The 23,383-nt window shown below is 63.7% G+C and carries 17 protein-coding genes and 1 tRNA gene; 10 read left to right on the top strand and 8 right to left on the bottom strand.

Annotated elements, in window-relative coordinates; all coding sequences use genetic code 11:
• The first annotated feature begins 9 nt into the window (after positions 1 to 9).
• From AC2A04_RS09035 to AC2A04_RS09025, 3 genes are all read left to right on the top strand, one after another.
• On the top strand, positions 10 to 510 hold the full coding sequence (locus AC2A04_RS09035; protein WP_484211993.1) for a hemerythrin domain-containing protein: 501 nt from the start codon (positions 10 to 12) through the stop codon (positions 508 to 510).
• Positions 511 to 665: 155 nt separating this feature from the next.
• Positions 666 to 1,571, top strand: coding sequence for a hydroxymethylglutaryl-CoA lyase (locus AC2A04_RS09030; protein ID WP_484211992.1), 906 nt, complete (start codon positions 666 to 668; stop codon positions 1,569 to 1,571).
• Between the two features lie 17 nt (positions 1,572 to 1,588).
• Positions 1,589 to 2,803, top strand: coding sequence for a CaiB/BaiF CoA transferase family protein (locus tag AC2A04_RS09025; RefSeq protein WP_484211991.1), 1,215 nt, complete (start codon positions 1,589 to 1,591; stop codon positions 2,801 to 2,803).
• 10 nt (positions 2,804 to 2,813) lie between these two features.
• Here the strand turns inward: AC2A04_RS09025 and purD are convergent, their stop codons facing one another.
• Positions 2,814 to 4,100: a phosphoribosylamine--glycine ligase gene (gene purD / locus AC2A04_RS09020; protein WP_484211990.1), complete on the bottom strand. Its 1,287-nt coding sequence runs from the start codon at positions 4,098 to 4,100 to the stop codon at positions 2,814 to 2,816.
• Between purD and xseA the strand changes: the two genes are divergently transcribed.
• The 6 genes from xseA to AC2A04_RS08990 all read left to right on the top strand — a co-directional run bounded on the left by xseA (position 4,099) and on the right by AC2A04_RS08990 (position 15,371).
• Positions 4,099 to 5,574: an exodeoxyribonuclease VII large subunit gene (gene xseA, locus AC2A04_RS09015; protein ID WP_484211989.1), complete on the top strand. Its 1,476-nt coding sequence runs from the start codon at positions 4,099 to 4,101 to the stop codon at positions 5,572 to 5,574. The two genes, purD and xseA, sit on opposite strands and share 2 nt — an antisense overlap.
• 26 nt (positions 5,575 to 5,600) lie before the next feature.
• The gene (locus AC2A04_RS09010) at positions 5,601 to 5,804 is read left to right on the top strand and encodes a DUF2093 domain-containing protein (RefSeq protein WP_484211988.1); all 204 of its coding nucleotides are present in this window, start codon (positions 5,601 to 5,603) and stop codon (positions 5,802 to 5,804) included.
• Positions 5,801 to 6,673, top strand: coding sequence for a M23 family metallopeptidase (locus tag AC2A04_RS09005; protein ID WP_484211987.1), 873 nt, complete (start codon positions 5,801 to 5,803; stop codon positions 6,671 to 6,673). The genes AC2A04_RS09010 and AC2A04_RS09005 overlap by 4 nt, the downstream gene beginning before the upstream one ends.
• A gap of 364 nt (positions 6,674 to 7,037) precedes the next feature.
• Complete coding sequence (locus AC2A04_RS09000) at positions 7,038 to 10,163, top strand: TonB-dependent receptor (RefSeq protein ID WP_484211986.1); 3,126 nt, start codon at positions 7,038 to 7,040, stop codon at positions 10,161 to 10,163.
• 111 nt (positions 10,164 to 10,274) lie between these two features.
• On the top strand, positions 10,275 to 11,780 hold the full coding sequence (locus AC2A04_RS08995; RefSeq protein WP_484211985.1) for a sulfotransferase family protein: 1,506 nt from the start codon (positions 10,275 to 10,277) through the stop codon (positions 11,778 to 11,780).
• A 609-nt stretch (positions 11,781 to 12,389) separates the two neighbouring features.
• A complete protein-coding gene (locus AC2A04_RS08990; RefSeq protein WP_484212247.1) occupies positions 12,390 to 15,371 on the top strand; it encodes a TonB-dependent receptor domain-containing protein in 2,982 nt (993 codons plus the stop codon).
• Positions 15,372 to 15,438: 67 nt separating this feature from the next.
• Here the strand turns inward: AC2A04_RS08990 and AC2A04_RS08985 are convergent, their stop codons facing one another.
• The 7 genes from AC2A04_RS08985 to AC2A04_RS08955 all read right to left on the bottom strand — a co-directional run bounded on the left by AC2A04_RS08985 (position 15,439) and on the right by AC2A04_RS08955 (position 21,163).
• Positions 15,439 to 17,220, bottom strand: a complete 1,782-nt coding sequence (locus AC2A04_RS08985; RefSeq protein WP_484211984.1) for a hypothetical protein — start codon at positions 17,218 to 17,220, stop codon at positions 15,439 to 15,441.
• Positions 17,217 to 17,609: a GtrA family protein gene (locus AC2A04_RS08980; protein WP_484211983.1), complete on the bottom strand. Its 393-nt coding sequence runs from the start codon at positions 17,607 to 17,609 to the stop codon at positions 17,217 to 17,219. Before AC2A04_RS08980 ends, AC2A04_RS08985 begins: the two co-directional genes overlap by 4 nt.
• Positions 17,610 to 17,637: 28 nt before the next feature.
• Positions 17,638 to 19,242 carry an NAD(P)/FAD-dependent oxidoreductase gene (locus AC2A04_RS08975; RefSeq protein ID WP_484211982.1) on the bottom strand — a complete coding sequence of 535 codons (1,605 nt, stop codon included), beginning with the start codon at positions 19,240 to 19,242 and terminating at the stop codon, positions 17,638 to 17,640.
• Between the two features lie 101 nt (positions 19,243 to 19,343).
• A complete protein-coding gene (locus AC2A04_RS08970) occupies positions 19,344 to 20,021 on the bottom strand; it encodes a PilZ domain-containing protein (RefSeq protein WP_484211981.1) in 678 nt (225 codons plus the stop codon).
• A gap of 199 nt (positions 20,022 to 20,220) precedes the next feature.
• Positions 20,221 to 20,305 (bottom strand) — tRNA-Leu (locus AC2A04_RS08965).
• Positions 20,306 to 20,386: 81 nt separating this feature from the next.
• Positions 20,387 to 20,668 (bottom strand): integration host factor subunit beta, encoded by a 282-nt coding sequence (locus AC2A04_RS08960; RefSeq protein WP_484211980.1) that lies wholly within the window; start codon positions 20,666 to 20,668, stop codon positions 20,387 to 20,389.
• Between the two features lie 153 nt (positions 20,669 to 20,821).
• Complete coding sequence (locus AC2A04_RS08955) at positions 20,822 to 21,163, bottom strand: GntR family transcriptional regulator (RefSeq protein ID WP_484211979.1); 342 nt, start codon at positions 21,161 to 21,163, stop codon at positions 20,822 to 20,824.
• 209 nt (positions 21,164 to 21,372) lie between these two features.
• On the opposite strand from AC2A04_RS08955, the gene AC2A04_RS08950 reads away from it, so the two are divergent.
• Entirely contained in the window at positions 21,373 to 23,364 is a 1,992-nt protein-coding gene (locus AC2A04_RS08950; RefSeq protein WP_484212246.1) for a peptide MFS transporter, read from the top strand.
• The last annotated feature ends 19 nt before the right edge of the window (positions 23,365 to 23,383 follow it).

Raw genomic sequence — 23,383 nt, 5'->3', positions numbered from 1 at the left:
ACGCTCACCATGGCCCAACCCAGCTATACCGACGCGATTGCCCTGCTCAAGGCCGACCACCGCACGGTCGAAGGCCTGTTCGAGAAGTTCGAGAACGCCAAGGACGACAAGAAGCAGGGCATCGCCCTGCAGATCTGCAACGAGCTCAAGATCCATACCGTGATCGAGGAGGAGATTTTCTACCCCGCGCTCAAGGGCAAGATCGAGGAAGAGACCTACACCGAAGCCTATGTCGAGCATGACGCGGCCAAGATGCTGATCAACGATATCATGGCGTCATCGCCCGACGACGAATTCTACGGTGCCAAGGTCAAGGTGCTGAGCGAAGAGATCAAGCACCACGTCCATGAGGAGGAGGCCCGCTCGGAAGGCATGTTTGCCCAGGCGCGCGAGGCCGGTCTCGACATGGTCGCGCTGCGCGACGAAATGCTCGCCCGCAAGATGGAACTGATGAAGATGGCCAAGACCGAGCCCCTGCCTGAAGCGCAGATGCGCGTGGTTCAGGCCTGAGGCAGATGACAGTCCCCGTGCCTGCGCATTGACGGAGGCACGGGGTCAAGTCCACGCGACTGGCGCATTCTCCGATTGGCCGCATGCGGATTTCGTGTACGAATCCGCCGCGCGATGATGGTGCAGCAGCTTTTTCTACACGGCGGGGCGCGCAGATGAACCGCGCGATTTCCTTCGTCGAGGTCGGCCCGCGTGATGGCCTGCAGAACGAAAAGACGCTCGTCTCGACGGCCGACAAGCTCGAACTTGTCCGCCGGAGCATAGCTGCGGGCGGGAGGCGGATCGAAGTGACCAGCTTCGTCAATCCGCGGCGCGTGCCCCAGATGGCCGATGCAGAGGACGTCTGCGCCGGACTTCCGCGGATCGACGGCGTGAGCTTTATCGGGCTCGTCCTCAACCAGCGAGGGGCTGAACGGGCTATCGCTACGTGCGCACTGCATGAGCTCGGTGCGGTTTGCGTTGCGAGCGATAGGTTTGCCGTCGCGAACCAGGGGCAGACCAGCGCCGAAACCGCCGCGACGGCCACGGATATCGTCGCAATGGCGCGGCAAGCCAGGTTGAACGGGCAGGTCACCATCGCTGCCGCTTTCGGTTGTCCATTCGAGGGCGACGTTGACGAGGACCACGTCGTGGCGCTCGCCTGCCAGCTGGCGCAAGCTGACCCGATCGAGGTCGGGCTGGCAGACACGATCGGCGTGGCCAACCCTGCGCAGGTCCACCGGATGGTGTCGCGCGTGACCAGCGAAATCGCGCCCGTGCCGGTCCGGGTGCATTTCCACAACACGCGCGGAACCGGGCTCGCGAATGTCTGGGCTGCAGTCGAGGCCGGGGCGAGCGTGGTCGATGCAGCGCTAGGTGGTCTGGGCGGCTGTCCGTTCGCGCCGGGCGCGGCGGGCAATGTCGCGAGCGAGGACGTGGTCTACATGCTCGAGCGCGCCGGTGTCGCGACCGGGATGGATCTCGCCGCGCTGATCGAGGCCAATCGCTGGCTGGCAGACGTGATGAACCGCAAGCTGCCTGCCATGGTGGCGCAGGCACCGGCCTATCCGCCGGTGAAATGAAGCTCAAGGGAGTAGACATGGCGCCGACGATTAACGGGCCGAAAGCCAATCGCGGCCCATTGCGCGACTTGCGCGTGGTGGAGATGGGGCAATTGCTCGCAGGGCCCTTCTGCGGTCAGTTGCTGGGCGACATGGGCGCCGACGTTATCAAGATCGAGCCGCCGGTTACCGGCGATCCGCTGCGCGAATGGGGCCAGGGCGAGGACAAGGTCCAGTGGGAAGTGATCGCGCGCAACAAGCGCTCGGTCAGCGCCAACCTGCGCGTGCCCGAAGGTCAGGCGCTGGTGCGCAGGCTGATCGCCCATGCCGATGTGGTGGTCGAAAACTTCAAGCCGGGAACGCTGGAGAAGTGGGGGCTTGGCCCGGACGTGTTGCTGGCCGAACAGCCCGGCCTGATCATCGCACGCATGTCCGGCTATGGCCAGACTGGCCCCTATGCGGACCGCGCCGGGTTCGGCGGAATCGGCGAGGCCATGGGCGGGTGGCGCTACATCGTGGGCGAGCCTGACCGGCCGCCGAGCCGCATGGGCATCTCGATCGGCGACACCCTGACTGCCACTTACGGTTGCATGGGGGTCCTCGCCGCATTGCACGAACGCGACCGCACCGGACGCGGGCAGGTGATCGACGCAGCGCTTTATGAATCGGTACTGCAGGTAATGGAAGGTCTCGTGCCCGAATACGACCGCTCCGGGATCATTCGTGAACGCTCGGGCTCGGTACTCAAGGGCATCGCGCCCTCCAACGTCTATTCGTGCAAGGACGGCGAATTCATGATCGGGGCGAACAAGGATTCCCTGTGGAAGCGGCTCGCCAGCGCCATGGGACGTCCGGAACTGGGCGACGATCCCCGCTTTGCCTCGCACCTTGCACGCGGCGAGCGGCAGGACGAACTCGACGCTTTGATCAACGCGTGGACGAAGACGCTGACGATCGACGAGGTCGATGCGCTGATGGTCGCCCACTCCATCCCTGCAGGCCGCGTCTATCGCGCGCCCGACATGCTGGCGGACCCGCACTTCGAGGCGCGCGAGGCGCTGATCGAGGTCGAGACCGAACGCTACGGTCCGCTCAAAATGCAGTCGAGCTTTCCGAAGTTCTCGGCAACGCCCGGCTCGGTCCGCCGCCCCGCCCCGGCGCGCGTTGGACAGCACAATGCCGAGATCTACGGCGAACTGCTCGGCCTTAGTGAAGCGGAGCTGGCAGACCTCGCCGGGAAGCGCGTTATCTGAAGGCGGACCTTCAGGCCCCCGTTTCCTCGCGCTCGATCTCGCGCCAGCCGATGTCGCGGCGGCAGAAGCCTTGGGGGAAGCTGATGGCATCGACCGCCGCGTAGGCAAGGTCACGCGCAGCTTTCACGCTGGGGCCCTTCGCGGTCACGTTGAGCACGCGCCCGCCGCTTGCCGAAAGCACGCCATCGCCCGAAAGCGTGGTGCCCGCGTGGAAAACCTTGGCACCGTTCGCCTCGGCAGCCGGGATATGGTCGATGCGCCCCCCCTTTTTGGGCGTGCCAGGATAGCCTTCGGCGGCCATGACCACGGTCATCGCCACGTCGCCCGAAAAGCGCGGAGGCGCGATGCTCGACAGCTTGTTGTCGGCGCAGGCAAGCAGGAGTTCGACCAGATCGCTCTCCAGGCGCATCATCAGCACCTGGCATTCGGGATCGCCGAAGCGGGCGTTGTATTCGATCAGCCTGGGCCCCTGATCGGTCAGCATGAGGCCGGCATAGAGCACGCCCGAGTAGGGCATGCCTGCATCGGCCATGGCCTTGACCGTGGGCCCGATTATCCGCGACAGGGTCTCGGCCTCGAGCTCTGGTGTGAGCACGCGCGCAGGGCTGTAGGCGCCCATGCCGCCGGTGTTGGGGCCGGTATCGCCATCCCCCACGCGCTTGTGGTCCTGCGCTGAACCGAAGGGCACGATCGTCGCGCCATCGGTCAGGGCAAAGAAGCTGGCCTCCTCGCCGGTCATGAATTCCTCGATCACGACTTCGGCACCGGCCGCGCCGAAAGCGCCGTCGAACATGTCGTCGACCGCAGCCTCGGCCTCGGCCATCGTCATCGCGACAACGACGCCCTTGCCCGCCGCAAGCCCATCGGCCTTGATCACCACCGGCGCACCGAACTGCGCCAGCGTGGCGCGTGCCTCCTCGAGCGACTTCGCACGGACATAACCGGCGGTCGGAATATCGGCGCGAGCGCAAAGGTCCTTGGTAAAGCCCTTCGATCCTTCAAGCTGCGCGGCTGCGCGGCTGGGGCCGAAGACCGAAAAACCGGCAGCGCGCAGCGAGTCCGTGAGGCCGTCGACCAGCGGCGCCTCGGGACCGACCACGACCAGCCCCACGCGGTGGCCTTCGCAGAAGGTCACGACAGCGGCATGATCGGTCAGGTCAAGACCGACGATCTGTGCATGATCGGCGATGCCGGGGTTGCCGGGAGCGGCATAGAGCTTGCCCGTCAGCGGCGATTGGGCCAGTTTCCAGCTCAGGGCATGTTCACGCCCACCCGATCCCAGCAGCAGGATATTCATGGCTTTCCCTTCCGCGCCGTATGATGACGATAACAACGGTCCGGGCGGGCTCCTAGCGAGGGAATCGGCCGGCGACAACGCTCCGGCCCTCTCGATCTCCGAGATTTCCGCGCTGCTGAAGCGCACGGTGGAAGATCGCTTCGGTTTCGTGCGCGTGCGCGGCGAGCTTTCGGGCGTGAAGCGCGCCGCCTCGGGGCATCTCTATCTGTGCCTCAAGGACGAGAATGCGAGGCTCGACGGCGTGATGTGGCGCGGCGGCGTGCAGCGCCTGAGCTTCCGCCCCGAAGATGGCGTAGAGGTGATTGCCACCGGCAAGCTCACCACCTACCCCGGCCGCTCGAACTACCAGATCGTGATCGACCGCATGGAGATCGCGGGCGAGGGCGCCTTGCTGGCGCTGCTCGCCAAGCTCAAGGCGCGGCTTGAGGGCGAAGGCCTGTTCGATGCGGCGCGCAAGAAGCCGCTGCCGTTCCTGCCACGCACGATCGGCGTGGTGACGTCGCCCACCGGCGCTGTGATCCGCGACATTCTCCACCGGTTGAGCGACCGCTTCCCGACGCGGGTGATCGTCTGGCCGGTGCTGGTGCAGGGCCAGGGCTCGGGCGCGCAGGTGGCAAACGCTGTGCGCGGTTTTTCGAACCTGCCCGAAGACGGGCCGATTCCGCGCCCCGACCTTGTCATTGTCGCGCGCGGCGGCGGCTCGATCGAAGACCTCTGGGGTTTCAACGAGGAAGATGTCGTCCGCGCGGTTGCCGAATGCACGATCCCGATCATCAGCGCGGTCGGCCACGAGACCGACACCACCCTGTGTGATTTCGCGGCCGATCTGCGCGCACCGACGCCGACCGCCGCTGCCGAACTTGCAGTGCCGGTGCAGGCGGAACTTGCCGCTTTCGTTGCCGACCTCAACGCCCGCCAGCGCCGCGCGCTCGGGCGGCAGTTGTCGCAGGCCAGGGAACGCCTCGAGGCGCGCAGCCAGCGCCTGCCGCAGCCCCAGGCGCTGCTTCAAGGTCAGGCGCAGCGCGTGGACGATCTGGGCGAGCGCCTGCGCCGCGCCCTGCTCCATCGCACCGAGATCGCCGGATCGGTGCTCGCGCGCCATGCCGGTGCCTTGCGGCCCGCGCTGCTTTCGTCCCGCGTGGCGCGCGAACGCGAACGGCTCGCCAGCCAGCGCCTGCGGCCCGAGACCCTTCTCCAGCGCATCGATCACGCGCGCGGCAAGGTCGATGCGCTCGACCGTCTGCGCCGCTCGCTCGATCCCGAGGCCCCCTTGGCGCGCGGCTATGTGCTGGTGACCGATCGCGAGGGCCTTCTCGTGAAAGACCGCCAGTCGGCCGAGGAGCGGGGCAACCTGACGCTCAAGTTTGCCGATGGCACGGTCGACGTAACCACCGGAACCGCGGCCGCGCCCGGCAGACCGGCGCCCCGTTCGCGTTCGGCTGCATCGCCTCCCGGTCAGCAGGAATTGTTCTGACGCGCTGCAGTCGCTACATTGGCCAGATGTTGATGTCCCAGTCCGGTCGCCTCGCGCGGCTTCATTACCTTCCCGGCGGCTTCCGCCAGCTTTCGGCGGGCGACCATGTCGTCTGTGCCGTCTCGGGCGCAGAGATCCCGCTCGACATGCTGCGCTACTGGTGCGCCGAACGGCAGGAGGCCTATGCCACCTGCGAGATTTCGGTGCGTCGGCACCTTGAGGGCCAGTGAGGCCCGACGGCCGACTGACCGACCGTCGCAGCTTCCTGCAGGCAGGCGGCGCAGCCCTCACGGCTCTCTCGCTCGGCAACACGCCCCTCGCCCCGATCACGCTTGAACCCGGTGGCCAGCAGACCCAGGGCGGCTGGCTGCGCAGCCGGGTCCAGCCCGGCACGCGGGCATTGGCCCTCGACGGAAAGCCGGTTCCTTTCGCGCCCGACGGCCAGTTCCTGGTGGCTTTCGATCGTGATGCCGGCCCCGAAGCCCGGCTGCTTGCCATCCTTGCCGATGGTGCCACCTTCGCCCTCCCGATCGCGATCGCGCCTCGCGCATGGGCGATCGAGCACATCAATGTGGCAAGGAAGCCCGCAGGCGTACCCGACGAGGACTATCAGCGCATCCGGCGGGGTGAACTGGCGCGCATTGCCGCCGCGCGTGCGCGGGAAAGCGATGAACAAGGTTGGCGGCAGGACTTCGTCCGGCCTGCGCCCGGGAGGTTTTCGGGCCGCTTCGGCGCGCAGCGTATCTACCGGGGTGAGCCGGCTGCCTACCATTCGGGCCTGGACATCGCTGGCGGGGAGGGAACAGCGTACGTCGCTCCGGCTGATGGCATGGTGATTCTTGCGGCCGAAACGCCGTTCAGCCTTGAAGGAAAGCTCCTCATGCTCGACCACGGCATGGGTCTGAACAGCGCTTTTCTCCATGGTTCCCAGCTACTTGTAAGCGAAGGGCAGATCGTCCGACAGGGGCAAGCGGTTGGTCTCATCGGCCACACGGGGCGTGCAACGGGGCCGCACTTGCACTGGTCGGTGAAATGGCGGGAAAACCGGCTCGATCCCCTTCTGCTGCTGCGCGACATGGTATCATCGGCAACCCGTTGAAGACGGCGTTTGCAACCAAGTGTTTCACGCCAACCCGTCACCATTGAAATTATTGGCAAGCCATGAGCGGCTTGGTGTTATTTCCGTGCACCACCTGTAAACTGCCGTAAAATCTGGACCTTCGCCCTGCCCCAAAGGCGGTGTGGCACTTTTGATACACACGTTTCGGATTCAATTCGCAACTGTCATTCGTGTTTGTAACAAGCCCGATGTTTCCGCCAAAAAGAGCCATCTTTTCCCGCGCGTCAGTGGGCGATGCCGCAAAGCAGTGGGCAATGCGGCAAAATACGGGACGCTCGGGAAAGTGCCTGCATCAGCTTTCAAGCGAAGGGTGCAGGCGGACAGGACATAGGGGACTGGACAAGTGAATAAGAAAACTTTCTCTGCGCTCCGTGCGAGCGCCGCGCCTCTGGCGCTGGTCGTTGCCGGTTTTGCCGGTTCGGCTGCTTTCGTCGCACCGGCCATGGCGCAGGACTATACGCGTGGTAACCTCGTCGGCGAAGTGCTCGACGCAAGCGGCGCTCCCGTTGCTGGCGCCGAAGTGAAGATCCGCTCGAACGAGCAGGGCTTCACCAACACCGTCACCACCGATTCCAGCGGCCAGTTCCGCGCCACCGCGCTTCCCACCGGTTCCTACTCGGTCACCGTCACTGTCGGCGGCGCCGTTGTCGTTCAGGACAATGCCGCGTCGGTCGTCGCCGGTGCCAACAACTCCTACCGTTATTCGACGGGCGAAGCCGCTGCCGGCGACGCGATTGTCGTGACCGGAACGCGCGTGAAGACCAACGACTTCGCGCAGACCACCTCGGGCATTTCGCTCGACGTCAGCAAGCTTGCCGACAGCATCCCGGTCGCCCGCTCGCAGTCGGCCCTGATCCTGCTCGCTCCGGGCACGAACGCCGGTGACGGCCAGTTTACCGATTGCCCGGACTGCGTCAGCTTCGGCGGTGCCTCGATCGCCGAAAACAGCTACTACGTGAACGGTCTGAACACGACCAACTTCCGTACGTTCGTCGGCAACAACATCGTTCCCTTCGAGTTCTACCGCACGTTTGACGTCAAGACCGGTGGCTGGTCGGCCGAATACGGTCGTGCGCTCGGCGGCGTGACCTCGGCGGTGACCAAGTCGGGTTCGAACAACTTCCAGTATGGCGCGGTGATTTCGTATCAGCCGGATGCGCTGACCTCGGATTCGCCGAACACGTTCCAGGACACCACGGGAACGCTTAAGGCGCGCAACGACAAGGACTATCGTGAGTCGGTTGAAGCCAACTTCTACCTCTCGGGTCCGCTGATCAAGGATCGCCTGTTCTTCTACGGCCTGTTCACGCCGCGCTACCGCGTTCAGGAAGACACCACGCCGGGTGCCGGCTACCGCACCCGTTCGCACTCGAACACCCCGTTTTACGGCGGCAAGGTCGACTTCATTCCGTTCGACGGTCACCGCATCGAAGGCACCTTCTGGTCCGACGAACGCACGGTCAACTACGATTACTACAACATCGATGGCCTGGGTAACGATCGCCAGGGCACGCTGACGGGTAACGTCAAGGAAGGTCGTGAAACGAACAAGATCGGTGGCAAGAACTGGATCGTCCAGTACACCGGCCAGTTCACCGACTTCTTCACGCTCTCGGGCGCTTACGGTGAAAACCGCTACACCCGCAGCGACGTCGTTGCCGGTGGCGCTCTCGCCGGTCCGATCGTGCAGACGCAGCTGGCGTTCGACGCGAACGGCAACAAGACCACGGTGCTCAACACGATCGCCGGCGTCCCGCTTGCTCCGACCGATGGCCGTGACCTGCGCAAGGTGATGCGTCTCGATGCGGACCTCTATGTGAACCTGCTCGGCTCGCATCACTTCCGCTTCGGCTTCGACCGCGAAGACCTGTCGGTGACCGAAAACACCTTCTACACCGGTGACCGGATCTATCGCTTCACCGCGAACTATATCCGCACGCGCACCTACCTCAACGAAGGCTTCTTCAAGACCCGCCAGACCGCGTTCTACGCACAGGACAGCTGGGACCTTCTCAATGATCGTCTCAACCTGCAGCTTGGCATTCGCAACGACCGCTTCGAGAACTTCTCGATCACCGGCGCCAAGTATGTCGACATCAAGAACCAGTGGGCTCCGCGTATCGGCGCTTCGTTCGACGTGTTCGGCGACAAGCTGACCAAGATCAACGCGTTCTGGGGCCGCTATTTCCTGCCGGTCGCCACCAACACCAACATCCGCCTCGGCGGTGCAGAAACGTTCTACGAGCAGCGCTTCGGCTACGCTCCGGGCGTCGTTGGCGGCAACTACGACTCGCGCGGTATTCCGATCGGCCAGCAGTTCGACGCTTCGGGCGCACCTGTTCTGGGCGCGCTGACGGGTGCCAACACCCTGAACTGCCCGAACTTCGGTCCGGGTGCCGGTTCCAAGTGCCGCACGGTCTTCTCGGACGGCGTTGCCGGCGCGACCGACACGCTGGTCTCGCAGAACCTGAAGCCGATGTATCAGGACGAAATGATCTTCGGCATCACGCACCGCATGGACGACTGGACCTTCGGTCTGCGCTACATCAACCGTCGTCTCAAGCAGACGCTGGAAGACGTCGCGATCGACGCTGCAGTCAACAAGTACTGCGCCAGCAAGGGCCTGTCCTGCGCAACGTCGTCGGGCAGCCCGATCTGGTCCGGCTTCCACCAGTACGTTCTGGCCAACCCGGGCGAGCCGATCACCGTCCGTCTCGACGGCGATCCCTCGATCCCCGGCACGACCGACGTGGTCACGCTTTCGGCTGCCGACCTCGGCTACCCCAAGCCGATCCGCAAGTATGACTCGGTGGAGTTCACCGTCGCAAAGGCCTTCAACGGCACGTACGGCTTCGACTTCAGCTACACCTACCAGAAGCTGCGCGGTAACTACGAAGGTTCGGTCAAGTCGGACAACAACCAGGACGACGCCGGCCTGACGCAGGACTTCGACCAGCCCGGTCTGAGCGATGGCTCGTACGGTACGCTCGCCAACAACCGCGAACATACCTTCAAGTTCTTCGGCTCGCTCCAGCCGGTTGACTGGCTGCGCATCGGCGCCAACCTGACGGTCCAGTCGCCGCGCAGCTTCAGCTGCATCGGCGTCCACCCGACCGACGCGTTCGCGCAAGGTTACGGTGCGGCTTCGTTCTTCTGCGCCAATCCGCTCGGCAACGGCGGTTCGGCCAACAGCACGATCGTGCCGCGCGGCACGGCGTTCAAGAGCGACTGGTCGACCAACCTCGACCTGGGCTTCCAGTTCAATCTGGGTGACTCGCTGCCAGGTTCGAGCTTCCGCGTCGACGTGTTCAACGTGTTCAATTCGAAGTCGAAGACCGACTTCGTGGAATTCGGTGAAACCGACTCGGGTGCCCTGCGCTCGGACTACCGTCTGCCCACCGGTTACCAGGCTCCGCGCGCCGTGCGCTTCACTTGGACCATGCGTTTCGGCGAGAACGTCGGCCAGTAATGGCGGATTGTCCGGCTGGACAGGAACGGGGGCGTCCTTCGGGGCGCCCCTTTTTCTTTGGGGGGCTCACGCCTTGCGGCGGGTCCGAGGCCCCGGCATAGACACTGACGAATGACCTCGATCCACGATCTCCTGCAGGCGCGCACGACAATGACCGAAGACCAGGCAATCACCCAGTTGCGCGCGTTCGTTGCCGCCCTCGAAAGCGGAAACCGGCGCGGCGCCAATGCCGCGGCATTCGCCCTTCTGCAGGGCAATCCGCCCTTGGGGGATCGCTGGCAGTCCATCGCCAAGGTCATGCAGACCAACGGCGAATACAGCGCCGCGCACCTGGCGATGGAGCGCTATGCCGCGCATCGCGCGAACGATCCCCATGCGCGCTTCCTCCAGGCCGCGATGCTGGCGCAAACCGGCAATCTCGAACAGGCGTGGACGCTGATGGGGCAGGTGCCCTTCGGCGTGCCTACCGTATCGGGCCACCAGTACATCCGCGGCACGATTGCGGTGAATCTCGGGCTTGTCGAGGAGGCAGAGCGCAACCTGCTGGCCGCGCTCGACACCGATCCGCAGCTTGGCCAGGCGATGCTGTCGCTCGCTGCCGCACGCAAGCGCGTGGCCGGCGATCCCATCGGTGACCGCATCGTCGCGGCTGAGGCGTCGATGATCGGTGCCCCACCGCTCGAGCTTGCGCACTACCATTATGCCGCAGGACGCGTGCACTTCGACCGGAAGGAGCCCGAAGCGGCGTTCCGGCACTTCGCTACGGGCGCGCAGCTGGTGAAGGGATGGCGTCCCTTCGATCTTGCCGCAGACAAGCGCGATGCAGCCGAGGCGCGCGAGGGATATGACCGCGCCTTCGTCGAAAGCGTGAACAGGCAAGTGACCGTGCCGACCGACGCGCCGATCTTCGTGACCGGCCTGCCCCGCTCGGGCACCACGCTGGTCGAGCAGATTCTCGTCAGCCATTCGGCCGTCTCGGGCGGTGAAGAACTCGGGCGCATGGCAGTCGTCGCACGCGACCTGCCTTCGATCAGCGGGACGGGGTTGTCCCGCTACTTCAAGGCCGGTGGCAAGGCTGACGATCTTGCCGCGCTCTATGTCCATCTCGGGCAGGAGCGGTTCGGCAAGCACGGGCGCTTCGTCGACAAGGCGCTCAACACCAGCCGGTTCATGGGACTGATCGCCGCGCTGCTGCCACAGGCACCGGTGATCTGGATGCGGCGCGACCCGTTGGATTGCGCGTGGTCCGCCTATCGCACCTACTTCATCCACGGGCTCGACTGGAGCTGGGACCTTGCGGACGTAGCCGCGCATTTCGCGCTGGAAGACCAGTTGTTCCAGCACTGGAGCGCAATGTTCCCCGACCGCATTCTCGTTATGGATTACCAGCAGCTGGTGCAGGATCCGGAACTGCAGATCCGTCGCATTCTGGCGCATTGCGGGCTACCCGAGGAACCACAGGTATTCCGCCCGCATGAGACCAAACGTGTGGTCTCGACCGCGAGCGTTATGCAGGTGCGCGAACCGATCAATACCGGAGCCGTTGGCGCCGCCGACGCCTATCGGACAATGCTGGAGCCCTTCGTCGCCCGCTACGAGGCACTTGTCCCCTCCTGATTGTGGCTTCGCAGTGAAAGCCGCAGCTCGGCAGTTTGCAGGGCACCTTTCGATTCCGATTCAGCTTCATGGCTGAGGCAAGGTGCGGGCTGGCCTGGCACCGGGTTGGTTTCGCGCAGGCACGATGCGGAAACATTAAATTTTGCTGTCACGCAGGAACAGCCTGCATGTGGGCGCGTCTGACTCCCGTGGAGTGGGGCGCTGCACGTATCAAAAGTTTGTGAGCACCTGCGGATAACGTCACAATTGAAATTAGTTTCACAATAAACGAAGGTTAGCTGATATTTTGTTTCAAAATGGTTGGTTTTGCATATTTTGACAGTTTATCATTTTGTAACAATGCGATGTGGCGGTTTTGATACACTATCTTTGGATTAGTTCAGCTTCCGACTTTCGCGTTCGACAGCAGCCGATTCCCTCCGCCAAACAGGCGCATCTGTTCCTGACCGCACATGGACCGCGCCGCACTGCGGCCGTCGTTGCTGCGGTCGGGAATGAGCCTGCTCCCTAATTTCGCGGGTCAGGCGGACAGGACAAAAGGGACTGGACAACGTGAACAGGAAAAACTTCTCTGCGCTGCGTGCGGGCGCCGCACCGCTGGTGATCGGCATGGCGCTGATCTCCACGGCTGCTTCGGCACAGGACACCACGACGACCGCCAGCCAAAGCGTCGACTGCAACGTGCAGCCCGATGATCCGAGCTGCGGCGGCGGTGCCGATACGATCGTCGTCACCGGTTCGATCCTGCGTCGTACCGACGCCGAGACCGTCTCGCCCGTCACCACCGTGACCGCCGAGAACCTCGACCAGCGCGGTATTTCGACGATCCAGGAAGGCCTCCAGTCGATTGCAGCCAACAATGGCCCGGCGCTCACCAACTCGTTTTCGGCAAACGGTGCCTTCGCTGCGGGCGCCTCGGCAATTTCGCTTCGCGGCTTGTCCACGAACTCGACCCTGGTCCTGTTCGACGGCCTGCGCGCTGCCTATTACCCGCTGGCCGACGACGGTTCGCGCAACTTCGTCGATCTCAACACGATCCCCGACGACATCGTCGAAAAGGTCGAAGTCCTGCGTGACGGTGCTTCGGCATCGTATGGTGCCGACGCCATCGCCGGCGTGGTCAACATCATCACCAAGCGCGAATTCAAGGGCGTTCGCGCCCGTGGCGAAGCGGGCATTTCAAGCCGTGGCGATGCCGCGCAGTACCGCCTTTCGCTGACCGCAGGCGTCGGCGACATCGAGGAAAATGGCTACAACGCCTACGTCTCGGGCTTCTATTACAAGAGCAAATCTTTGATGAACCGCGACCGCGGTTATCCGTTCAACACCGATGACCAGACCGGCGTTTGCGGTCCGGACGGCACTTGCGGAAGCGACGATCGCTTGAACTCGCCGACGGCCGCAAGCTTCACCGGCGCTGGCGGTCCGCTGCTGGTTCGTCCCTACGATCCGACCAACACGACACCGCTCGGCCGTTTCCAGCTGCTGAACAACACGGGCTGCGACAGCGCATACAACCTGACGCCGGGCCAGCTTGCTGCAAGCGCTGCCGCGCCGCTTTCGACCTGCACGATCGACATCACCCGCAAGTACGGCGTGATCCAGCCCGAGATCGAACGCTACGGCATCTCGGCTCGCGTTACCGCGGCTGTCACCGACAGCATCGAGGCCTACGCCGAGTTCAACTACCTGCAGAGCCGCGTATCCTACACCGGCCTGCCGGAGCAGATCGCTCGCAACGCCAACGCCGGCATCCTCTTCCCCGGCTTCTCCACCTCGAACAACTCGGCCGTTCGCGCCCCCGGTTCGTATGCCCTGACCCTTCCCGTCTATGTCTGCGCCAACGGCGTGGGTGATGCGAGCGGGTTGAACACGGGCTGCAATGCTGCCAACGGCACGCTCAACCCGAACAATCCGTTTGCCGCGCAAGGCCAGATCGCCCGTATCCAGGGACGTCTGTTCGACCAGGCGACCTACAACGAGACGCGCAACCGCGCCTATCGCGGCGCCATCGGCGTCAAGGGCGACCTGACCGATACCATCAACTTCGACTTCGGCGCGACGGCGATGCATTCGGACCTGCAGCGCACGCAGGAAGGCTATGTCTACATCGCCAACCTGCTCTCGGCGATTGCCAAGGGCACCTACAACTTCGTCGATCCGACGAAGAACACCCAGGCCCAGAACGATTTCATCCGGCCGACGCAGGTGCTCAACGCCACGTCCGACCAGGTGCAGTTCCAGGGTTCGCTCGGTGCAAGCCTGATGGATCTGCCCGGTGGTCCGCTCCAGCTCGCAGTCGGTGCAGGCGCTCGCTACGAAGCCGTCAACGCGCCTTCGGGCAACGCCGACACATTCGGTCCGACGCAGCGCTACTTCACCCTCAATGCTTTCGGCACCAAGGGCAGCCGCTGGGTCTATTCGGGCTTTGCCGAACTCAACGCGCCGATCATCGATCAGCTGGAAGTCAATGTCTCGGGCCGCTACGACAAGTACTCGAGCGGGCAGAATGCCTTCTCGCCCAAGGCAGGCGTGAAGTTCAAGCCGATCGACCAGTTGCTGATCCGCGGGACCTACTCGCGCGGATTCCGCATCCCGTCGTTCGGCGAGGCCAATGCCCTTCCGACCACCGGGTTCGTCACCAATTCGGCCGCTGCGTTCAACGACAACTTCCTCAGCCAGTATGGCTGCACGGTCGCCACGTTCAGCGCTTGCCCGACCTACATCCGTTCGGGTTCCTACGGTCAGACGACGCTGGCATCGCCCAACCTCGAGCCCGAAAAGTCGCGAAGCTTCACCGCTGGCATCTTCTTTGAGCCGATCCGCAACTTCAGCTTCTCGGTGGACTACTACAACATCAAGAAGACCGGGGTGATTACCCAGCCTTCGAACACGCCGGCACTGCTGGCCTATTACCAGGGCCAGGCAATTCCGGCTGGCTATACCGTGATCCCTGATGCGGTCAGCCCCGACTTCCCGAATGCGACGCCACGCATCGCCTTCATCCAGTCGCAGCTGATCAATGCGAACACCCAGCGCGTTTCGGGTCTGGATTTCGCGATCGACGGCAAGGTCAATCTGACCGACAACATCCGCTTCACCAGCCATCTCGAAGCCAGCTACATCATCAAGCTGGAATCGGACCTCACCGCGAGCGGTGGTGGCGTGGAGCGCTATGACGGCACGCTCGGCAACTTCAACCTGACGGCAGGTTCGGGTACGCCGAAGTGGCACGGCTACTGGCTGAACGGTCTCGAGTTCGACGACAACCTCGAGATCAACACCACCGTGAACTACTTCGGTGGCTACAACCTCTCGGCGATGGACCAGGGCACTGGCTACAAGGATTGCGGCCTTGACCCGGGCTACAGCCCTACTGGCTGCGATGTGCCGCGCTTCATCACCTTCGACCTGCAGACGCGCTTCAAGGTCAACGATCGCTTCACGCTCTCGCTGACCGCGCTGAACCTGTTCGACAACATGCCGCCGGTCGATGTGGTGACTTATGGTGCCTACCTGTACAACCCGATCCAGGGTGGTCAGGGCATTCTCGGCCGCTACTTCAAGGTCGGCTTCCAGGCAGACTTCTAAGTCTGCAGGGATAGGCTCAAATCGGGGCGGCTTCGTCGGAAGCCGCCCCTTTTTTGTGTCGAATGGCTCAAGCCACGGGACGGACGCGCCAGGCGCTGATCCCGCTTTGAGGTGCCAGAGGCACCGGTTCGAGCCAGGACGGGATCTGCCCCTTGACCAGATGCGCCATGAAGCCATCGGGAGCGAGACGGCGGTAGACGCTGCCCTCGCCTCCACGAGCGCAGACGATGACCATCGTGGCACCGCGGCGGGCCATTATGGCGCGCGCTCCAGCGTCGGGGCCGAGGAAGGCGACGATCGTGTCGCGCATGGCCGCGCTCGCACGGTGATGGCCGGTTGCCACGACCGTATGCGGCGTGGTGACGAGAATGGATGGCCCCAGATCGAGGCCGGCAAGGATCGTCGTGTGCGGTTGCTTCGCAAGCGCGGGCAGGAATTCGGGCAGTTTGCAGGAATCGACGGCTGCGGGCTGAACTGGCTCCTTCCTGACGGCATCCCCCGCCATGCCGACGAGGGCTCCGGGCACCACAAGAAAGATGAGCAGCAGCATCCGCGCGAGCCGGCGCACCACAAGCGGGTCTGCCCGCCAGGCCCGCGCTTCGCGCTGGAACTGCCAGGCGGCCGGAATCGTCGCAAACAGGCACGGCACGGCAGCTGCGCGGGCGACCAGCAGGCCAATGACAGTCGCCCCTGCCAGCAGCAGGGTCATGTCCGTCCACCAGTCCCTGCTCGCCTGATCCTGCGAAGCATTGCTCAGGCGCAGGCAGGCAATCAGGCCGAGAAGCGGCACCAGCACCATCGTGGCACCGAGGACGAGGCCCTGACGCCACACAGGACGCCCTTCGGCAACGGCATCGAGCCAGACCTTCCTGACCAGCGGGTCGAGCGCCGCGAACGCGTCCGGTCCGGCGCATTGTGGTGCGCGTGCCATGATGATGGCAATGGCCCCAAGCCCGATCGCGGCAAGGGCAACAAGGCTGAGGCCGGGAGGGCGGTGCCGCAGGCGCGGCAGGCCGAAGGCGCAGGCAACGGCCACCCAGACGAGCGCCATGACATGAACGGGCGAAAGCGCATCGCAATGATCGAGAAGGTCGGACGGGCCCCGCGTCGCGAGCAACAAGGCGAAACTGCCGAGGGCGAGTGTAGCCATGAAGGCGGCAAGCCATTCTCGCTGCCCGCGCATCATCCTCAGCGTGCACACGCCTGCGAAGACAGCGACCAGCGGCAACGATTCAAGCGAGATCGCGAGCGCAACAGCGAGCGCCAGTCCCGCAACCGCACCGCCGACTTTCGGTGTGCGTGACGCCATGCCGTTCAGCGCAACGAGCGCAAGGACGAACTGCCAGGCGTGGTGGTCGATGCGCATCGGCATCATGCGGAACGATGCCGGGATGGCCACGACTACCAGAGCGGCCGCGATGATCGCGGCTCCCTTGCCGAACTGGCGCGCAGCCAGACGCGCGGCAAGCAGCATTGCGGCAAGGAGCGAAAGCAGCGGCACTACCGCGATCGCGACGATTTCTGCCTGGCCTTGCCCCAGGAGCGGGCGAAGCAGCGCGATGACCGCGGCAATCGGCAAGTCGACCAGCCGCGTCCAATGCATCGCCACACCATCGGGCGGTGCGATCCGGTATTGGTGGAGATCGAACCAGCCCTGACCGGCGAGCAGATCGCGCACCTGCTGGAGCCGCAGGGCATCATCGCCGTCTGCGAAATAGGCAGGACCGATGCGCCCGCCGCTTGCGAAAAGCATCAGCGCAGCCGTCAGCAGCCATGCGAGCAACACACCGGCAAGCGGGGTCTGTGCCCGGCGATCGCCGGGAGGGGCGCCAGCCTGCAGGGCTCTCATTGAAAGACGACTCGCCTGCGCAGAAGCCATGTGACAGTGAAGCTCGCTCCGATCGCGATCACCTTGGACAGTCGCGAATCAAGCCCCATCGCGGTCCCGGCTCCGACGATCAACGTGGTCAGGGCAAGGCCGATCAGCGCCGATCCGACGAACAGTGCCTTTTGGCGTGTCCGTGCCAGGCGCTCTTCGGCCACGCTGTCGGTGAAGACAGCGCGGCTCGACAGGAGCCAGTGCGCGACGATGCCGAGCGTGTACCCTGCGGCCGAGGCAAGCACCGGCATGACGCCAAGCGCGAGCAATGCCAGGAACGAGCCCATGTCGACTGCAAGCGCTCCGACGCTGGCCAGCAGGTAGCGCAGGAGCACGATGCGGCGGAGACGGTCGATCATCGGAAGGAAAATCCCGGTCATTGCGCGGTCAGGCGGCCTTCACGGCAGGCGCGATGCGCTCGGGCACGTCGCGCACCGAAGCAAGAGCCGCTGCCTGGTCCTCGGTGATCGCCTGACGCGCCGGGATCGCGGCTTCGGCACCCTCGTCGCCCGCCTCGTGATATTCGGCATCCTCGTTGACGCACCAGGTGTCGTAGACACGCGCGCCGGCAGCGATGTTCTCGACCGTGAGCATCGCGGTCATCATCGCGTGGTCCTGGTTGTTGTAGCGGTGCATGCCATTGCGGCCGACGAGATGCAGCGTGGGATGCGCCGCCTCGAGTTCGGTACGCATGGAAGCAACATTGGCGGCATATTCGTCGTCATAGACGGGATAGGCCTTCTCCTGGCGCACTACGACACCGCCGATGACCTTCTCGGGGCTGACGAGGCCGAGGATAGCCATCTCCCGGGTGGCCAGCGCGACGAGGTCATCGTCGCTGGAATCCCACAGGTCATCACCTTCGAAGCAGAAGTATTCTAGGCCGACGCAGGCTACACTTTCATCAGGCACCATTTCGGGCGACCACGAGCGGAAATTCTGAATGCGGCCGACCTTCACCTTGCTGTCGTGAATGTAGATCCAGTTGTCGGGGAACAACTCCTCCGAGCGAATCTTCAGCGCAACGGTGAGGAAGTCGCGATACTTGAGACGGCTGCCTTCAAGCGACGTTGCGGGCAAGGGATGCAGGCGCGCACCGAGTTCGCGCATCGGTGCCGAACTGATGGCGTGGCTCGCCTCGATCACCACGTCGCCCTGCGGGCCCGTGGCGGAAAGGCGCCAGCCACCCTGCCCGTCTGCGGCAAGCTGCTTGAAGGCATGGCCCATGAGGACCTCGCCCTTGCCGGTGGCAATAATCTTGTCGCGCGCGGCATCCCACATCATGCCCGGCCCAAGGCGCGGATAGCGGAACGTTTCGAGCAGGGTCTTGGTCTGCATGCCGTCGTTGGGACGCTTGTTCAGCCCCAGGCTGCGCTTGAGGCCGTCGGTGACCGCGCCCCACAGCGAAAGTCCCTTGATGCGCTGCGCCGCCCAGTCTGCGCTCATCTCGTCGCAGGGCATGCCCCAGACCTTCTCGGTGTAGGTCTTGAAGAAGATCGAATAAAGCTTCTGCCCGAACTGGTTGACGGTCCAGTCCTCGAAGCTCTTCACCTTTTTGTTGGGAAACGCCTTGGCCTTGGCAAAGCTTGCCATGCACAGCGTCGAACGCACCAGCCCAAGGTTCCACAGCGCCTCGAAGGCGCGCAGGGGATAGGAGTAGAACTTGCCCTCGTAATAGATGCGGCTCATGCGCGGGCGCTGGATGAAGTCGTCCGGCAGAATCTCGTTCCACAGGTCGACGACCTGCTTCGACTTCGAGAAGAAGCGGTGACCACCGATATCGAAGCGGTAGCCTTCATGTTCGACCGTGCGGCTGATCCCGCCGACATAGGTGTGATCCTTCTCGATGATCGCGACCGAAAAACCGCGCTTGGTGAGAAGATATCCCGCGGTGAGGCCGGCGGGGCCCGCTCCGATGATTGCCACATCGACCTTGCGACCCGTGCCGCCCTGTCCTGCGCCAACCTGCCCGCCCTGCGTCCCGTTAACCATTGAAGCCCCCGTTCAACCACAATCCGTTGAGGCAAGGAGTGAACAAAAATGGCTAAGGCTTGGTTAACGACGATCGCGGGATTCGCGAAATCTGCTTGCGGTCAGACGAAGCGACCGCTGCGGTGCTCGCCCGGATGATGATCGCTGTGCGACGATCCGTGCTCACCGGGCTGCAATGGCGCAGCGATATGGGCCAGTTCATCAAGCTTGAAGGTCTGTTCGAACAACAGACCGTAGCGCGGGTGGCTGCGCCAGCGCACCTTGGCATAGATCGCGGGCAGGACACCCGTTTCGACCCGGACAAGCTCGTTCATCAGGAGCCACTTGTCGCAATCGATGCAGGCCCCCTGCTGGGAGATGTCCTGGAACGCGACCCGCACCGCCTCGCCGCCCGAATGGAGAATGGCATCGAGCTGGATGCGCAGACGCACCTGTCGCTTGGGAAATGCACCGTGGGCCTCATCGAGCAGGCGCGCGATATCGACTTCGTCGACGAAGCGGAAACCGGCGTATTCGCCTTCCTGCCAGACCATCTCGATCCGGTAGCGCTCGCCATTGCTCATTTCGAGGCACAACGAGGCATGGTCCGGCAGCGGATTGAACAGGCGGATCTTGATGCCGCTGCTCGATACGTCCCGTACGACGCAGAGAAATTCGCCAGTATCGTCGACGATCAGCTTGGCAGCACGGATGAGCAACGTGAAGCGCGGCGCGGAGCGCTGCTCCCCGTCCTTGCCTCCGTCTGCCGGCGTCACAAGCCGTTCATCGTCTTGGGCCAAGCCCGGTCCCCTTGCGCGAATTCCCCGAACCGACCGGAATCACGCAAGTTCCGATCATGTCGACCATTATCGCGCAAGTCCTACCGTGGAGTTACCAAGGTGTTTTTAAGACGATTTTAGGGACCCGTCGGTGTGCAGGGTCACGAACTCCAACAATTCGACTGCTTTTACACCTGTGGTACAAGCCGAATTGGGGATTTGGTGCGGACGGCGGGACTCGAACCCGCACGATCAAGGATCAAGGGATTTTAAGTCCCCGGCGTCTACCATTCCGCCACGTCCGCACTGAAAGTGCGCCTGCCACAGCACAAAGGGCGCCGCAACGGTGGTTGCAGCGCCCCTTGCCTTGAATCTGGAATATCCGCTCAATCGGTATTGAGGCGCTGGCGCATTTCCTTGCCGGCCTTGAAATAGGGCACGCGCTTGCCGGGCACGTCGACGGTTTCGCCCGTGCGCGGGTTGCGGCCCTTGCGCGCATCGCGCTCACGCGTCGAGAAAGCGCCAAAGCCCCGCAGTTCCACGCGCCCGCCTTCGGCAAGCCGCTTGGCGATCTCGTCAAAGAAGACGTCGACGACGCGTTCGATTTCCTCGCTGCGCAGTCCAGGACTTTCCTTTGCGAGCGATTGCAACAGCTCCGACCTAATCATGTGCTACCCTCCGTCAGACGTCCTGAGCGACGTCCCCCTTATGACGATCCCATGCACCCGAACCCCCGTTTAGGTGCAAGGTCCCATCCTGCCACGCGGGAACCGTTATTACAATCGGTTGATGTGGCGGCCTGGCAGCCAAATTTAACCGTTTCAGGTCAATTCGCTAAGGTCGGCGACGCTGATCCCGATGCGGCGCATCCGTGCGGCAATTTCCGGCCAGTCGTTCTCAAGGAAGGATTCGCGTTCCTTTCGGCGCAAGGCCCCGACCGCACCAGGCGCGACGAACATCCCGATACCGCGCTGGACGATGACCAGACCCTCGTCCTGAAACTGCTGATAGGCCTTTGCAACCGTGAGCGGGTTGGCGCCCTGCTCTGCCGCGAAGGCCCGCACCGAAGGCAGCATGGACTCTTCCGGATAGCGTCCATCGAGAATGCCCGCACAGATTTCGTCGCGCAGGCGCAGATAGACGGGGCGGCCGAGATTGGTCATGGGTGATGCACTGCCATAATACAGCGAGGCGCACAACGCCCGCATTCAAACGCTATGCCGCCTGCCCATGGACATATTGCAGGTCGGGATTGTGGACTGGTTACGGTTGAAAATAGTTTCTTGCCACGCCCGTCCATGCCACTAAGGCGCATCCATGCTGCACGGGAGAGGTGCAGCGCCCCGGAAACAACGACGAGATCGCCGCCCGCATGGCCCACGAAACCTTGAATGCCGCCACTCCTCCGCAGCAGGCCTACGGAGAATGGTTCGGTCACCCCGCGCAACTGAAGCGCCTGTTCACCACCGAGATGTGGGAGCGGTTCGGTTACTACGGCATGCGGGCGATCCTGACGCTCTATCTCGCCAAGCACTTCCTGTTCAATGACACGACCAGCACAGGTATCTACGGCGGGTTCACCGCACTGGTCTATCTCACCCCCCTGATCGGCGGGCTGATCGCCGATCGCTATCTTGGCTCCAAGCGCTCGGTGAAATTCGGCGCGATCCTGATGGCGCTGGGATATTTCATGCTGTGCTTCGGCGGCGAAGCCGCCAAGCCCTATGCCACGATCGAGGGCCAGCGCTACGAAGTGACGGTGGCCGAGACCAACGGCACCGAAGTCCGCTCGCTCGAAATGGGCGGGCAGCGGCTGGAAATCGTCGGCAACGAGGACAAGTCAGTCTCGCTTAAGGCAGCCGATGGCAGCGAGGCCAGGCGCATCCCACCGGGCGGTTTCGAATCCGATGGCGAGCGTTCGCCCTTCTATGTCGGCCTGCTGCTGGTCGGCCTCTCGATCGTCACGGTGGGCAACGGCTTCTTCAAGCCAAACATCTCAACCATGGTCGGCACGCTCTATGCCGAGGGTGACCGGCGACGCGATGCGGGGTTCACCATCTTCTACATGGGCATCAATCTCGGCTCGCTGATCTCGCAGTTCTTCTGCCCGATCCTTGCGGAGTCCGTGGGCTGGTGGGCAGGCTTCGGCCTTGCCGCGCTGGGGATGACCTTTTCGTGGGTTCTGGTCCAGTTCAACGGTGGCCGGCTCGACGGCTATGGCGAGCGCCCGGAAGGCGCCGATCCGCGCAAGGACTGGTTGATCTATGGCGCGGCGCTGGTCTGCGTGCCGCTATTCTTCTTCCTGTTCATGAACCTCATGGCCTATGTCCCGCCCGAGGCGGGCGAAGGCCTGCTGGGCTATTTCCTGGGCCTGCCGATCATGGGCAAGCTGATGTTCGGCACCTTCCTCATCGCGGTGCCCGGCATCCTGCTCTGGGCACTGGCGGCAGGTAACCGCGTCGAATTCCAGATGATGGTCGCGGCAATGGTGCTGATCGTGTTCAACACCGTGTTCTGGACCCTGTTCGAACAGGCGGGCTCGTCGCTCACCCTGTTTGCCGAGCGCAATACCCAGCTCGAGATCGGCTGGACCCGACCGCTCTTCGCGATGTTCCGCGCCAGCGAGGCGAGCTACTACCTGTTCTTTGCCCTTCTGCTTGGCGGGCTTGGCTGGCTGCTCGCGTGGTTCTTCGGCCAGGGCGAGTCTCCGTCCACCCGCCGCAAGATGAACATCGGCTTTGGCATTGCCATGCTCGCCGGCTTCCTCGGCATGCTCTACGCGCGCTCGCAGGGCTTCGGCAACGAACCGGTCTACGTCATGCCGGCAGGCCAGACGCAGATCTTCAACGCTTTGTTCATCGTTGCGCTGGCGCCTGTGTTCAGCGTGATGTGGAACGCGATGGCGCGGCGGGGCATCGAACCTTCGATCCCGGTCAAGTTCGCGCTCGCGCTGATGGGCGTGGGCGGCGGCTTCCTCCTGCTCGTCTGGGGATCGCAGTTCGCCGATGCGCAGTTCAAGGTCGGCCTGTTCTGGCTGGCGGGGCTCTACCTGATCCACTCGATGGCAGAACTGTGCATCTCGCCGGTCGGCCTTTCGATGATCACCAAGCTGTCGATGGCGCGCATCGTGGGAATGATGATGGGCGTGTGGTTCCTGTCCATTGCCGTGGCGCAATACGTGGCCGGCATGGTCGCTCAGGTCGCGAGTGTCGAAACCGTCGGCGGGCAGGTCACCAACCTCAAGGTCAGCCTCGATACCTACGTCGGCGTCTTCGCCACGATCGGGTGGATATCTGTCGGTATCGGCATTGTCCTGCTGGTGGTCGCAGTGCCGTTGAGGAGGCTGATGCACGGCGTCACCTGATGGTCATGGCGACGCGCGA

The organism is Novosphingobium sp. HNCC26DJ243 (assembly GCF_057180545.1).
This window is presented reverse-complemented; position numbering and strand designations above follow the sequence as displayed.

Bases quoted from the DNA above. Each gene is read 5' to 3' on its own strand.
- AC2A04_RS08955 (WP_484211979.1), bottom strand. From the start codon at position 21,163: ATGACCAATCTCGGCCGCCCCGTCTATCTGCGCCTGCGCGACGAAATC.
- purD (WP_484211990.1), bottom strand. From the start codon at position 4,100: ATGAATATCCTGCTGCTGGGATCGGGTGGGCGTGAACATGCCCTGAGC.
- AC2A04_RS09010 (WP_484211988.1), top strand. From the start codon at position 5,601: ATGTTGATGTCCCAGTCCGGTCGCCTCGCGCGGCTTCATTACCTTCCC.
- AC2A04_RS09035 (WP_484211993.1), top strand. From the start codon at position 10: ATGGCCCAACCCAGCTATACCGACGCGATTGCCCTGCTCAAGGCCGAC.
- xseA (WP_484211989.1), top strand. From the start codon at position 4,099: ATGGCTTTCCCTTCCGCGCCGTATGATGACGATAACAACGGTCCGGGC.
- AC2A04_RS08980 (WP_484211983.1), bottom strand. From the start codon at position 17,609: ATGATCGACCGTCTCCGCCGCATCGTGCTCCTGCGCTACCTGCTGGCC.
- AC2A04_RS08975 (WP_484211982.1), bottom strand. From the start codon at position 19,242: ATGGTTAACGGGACGCAGGGCGGGCAGGTTGGCGCAGGACAGGGCGGC.
- AC2A04_RS08995 (WP_484211985.1), top strand. From the start codon at position 10,275: ATGACCTCGATCCACGATCTCCTGCAGGCGCGCACGACAATGACCGAA.
- AC2A04_RS08950 (WP_484212246.1), top strand. From the start codon at position 21,373: ATGGCCCACGAAACCTTGAATGCCGCCACTCCTCCGCAGCAGGCCTAC.
- AC2A04_RS09030 (WP_484211992.1), top strand. From the start codon at position 666: ATGAACCGCGCGATTTCCTTCGTCGAGGTCGGCCCGCGTGATGGCCTG.
- AC2A04_RS08960 (WP_484211980.1), bottom strand. From the start codon at position 20,668: ATGATTAGGTCGGAGCTGTTGCAATCGCTCGCAAAGGAAAGTCCTGGA.
- AC2A04_RS08990 (WP_484212247.1), top strand. From the start codon at position 12,390: ATGGCGCTGATCTCCACGGCTGCTTCGGCACAGGACACCACGACGACC.
- AC2A04_RS09025 (WP_484211991.1), top strand. From the start codon at position 1,589: ATGGCGCCGACGATTAACGGGCCGAAAGCCAATCGCGGCCCATTGCGC.
- AC2A04_RS08985 (WP_484211984.1), bottom strand. From the start codon at position 17,220: ATGAGAGCCCTGCAGGCTGGCGCCCCTCCCGGCGATCGCCGGGCACAG.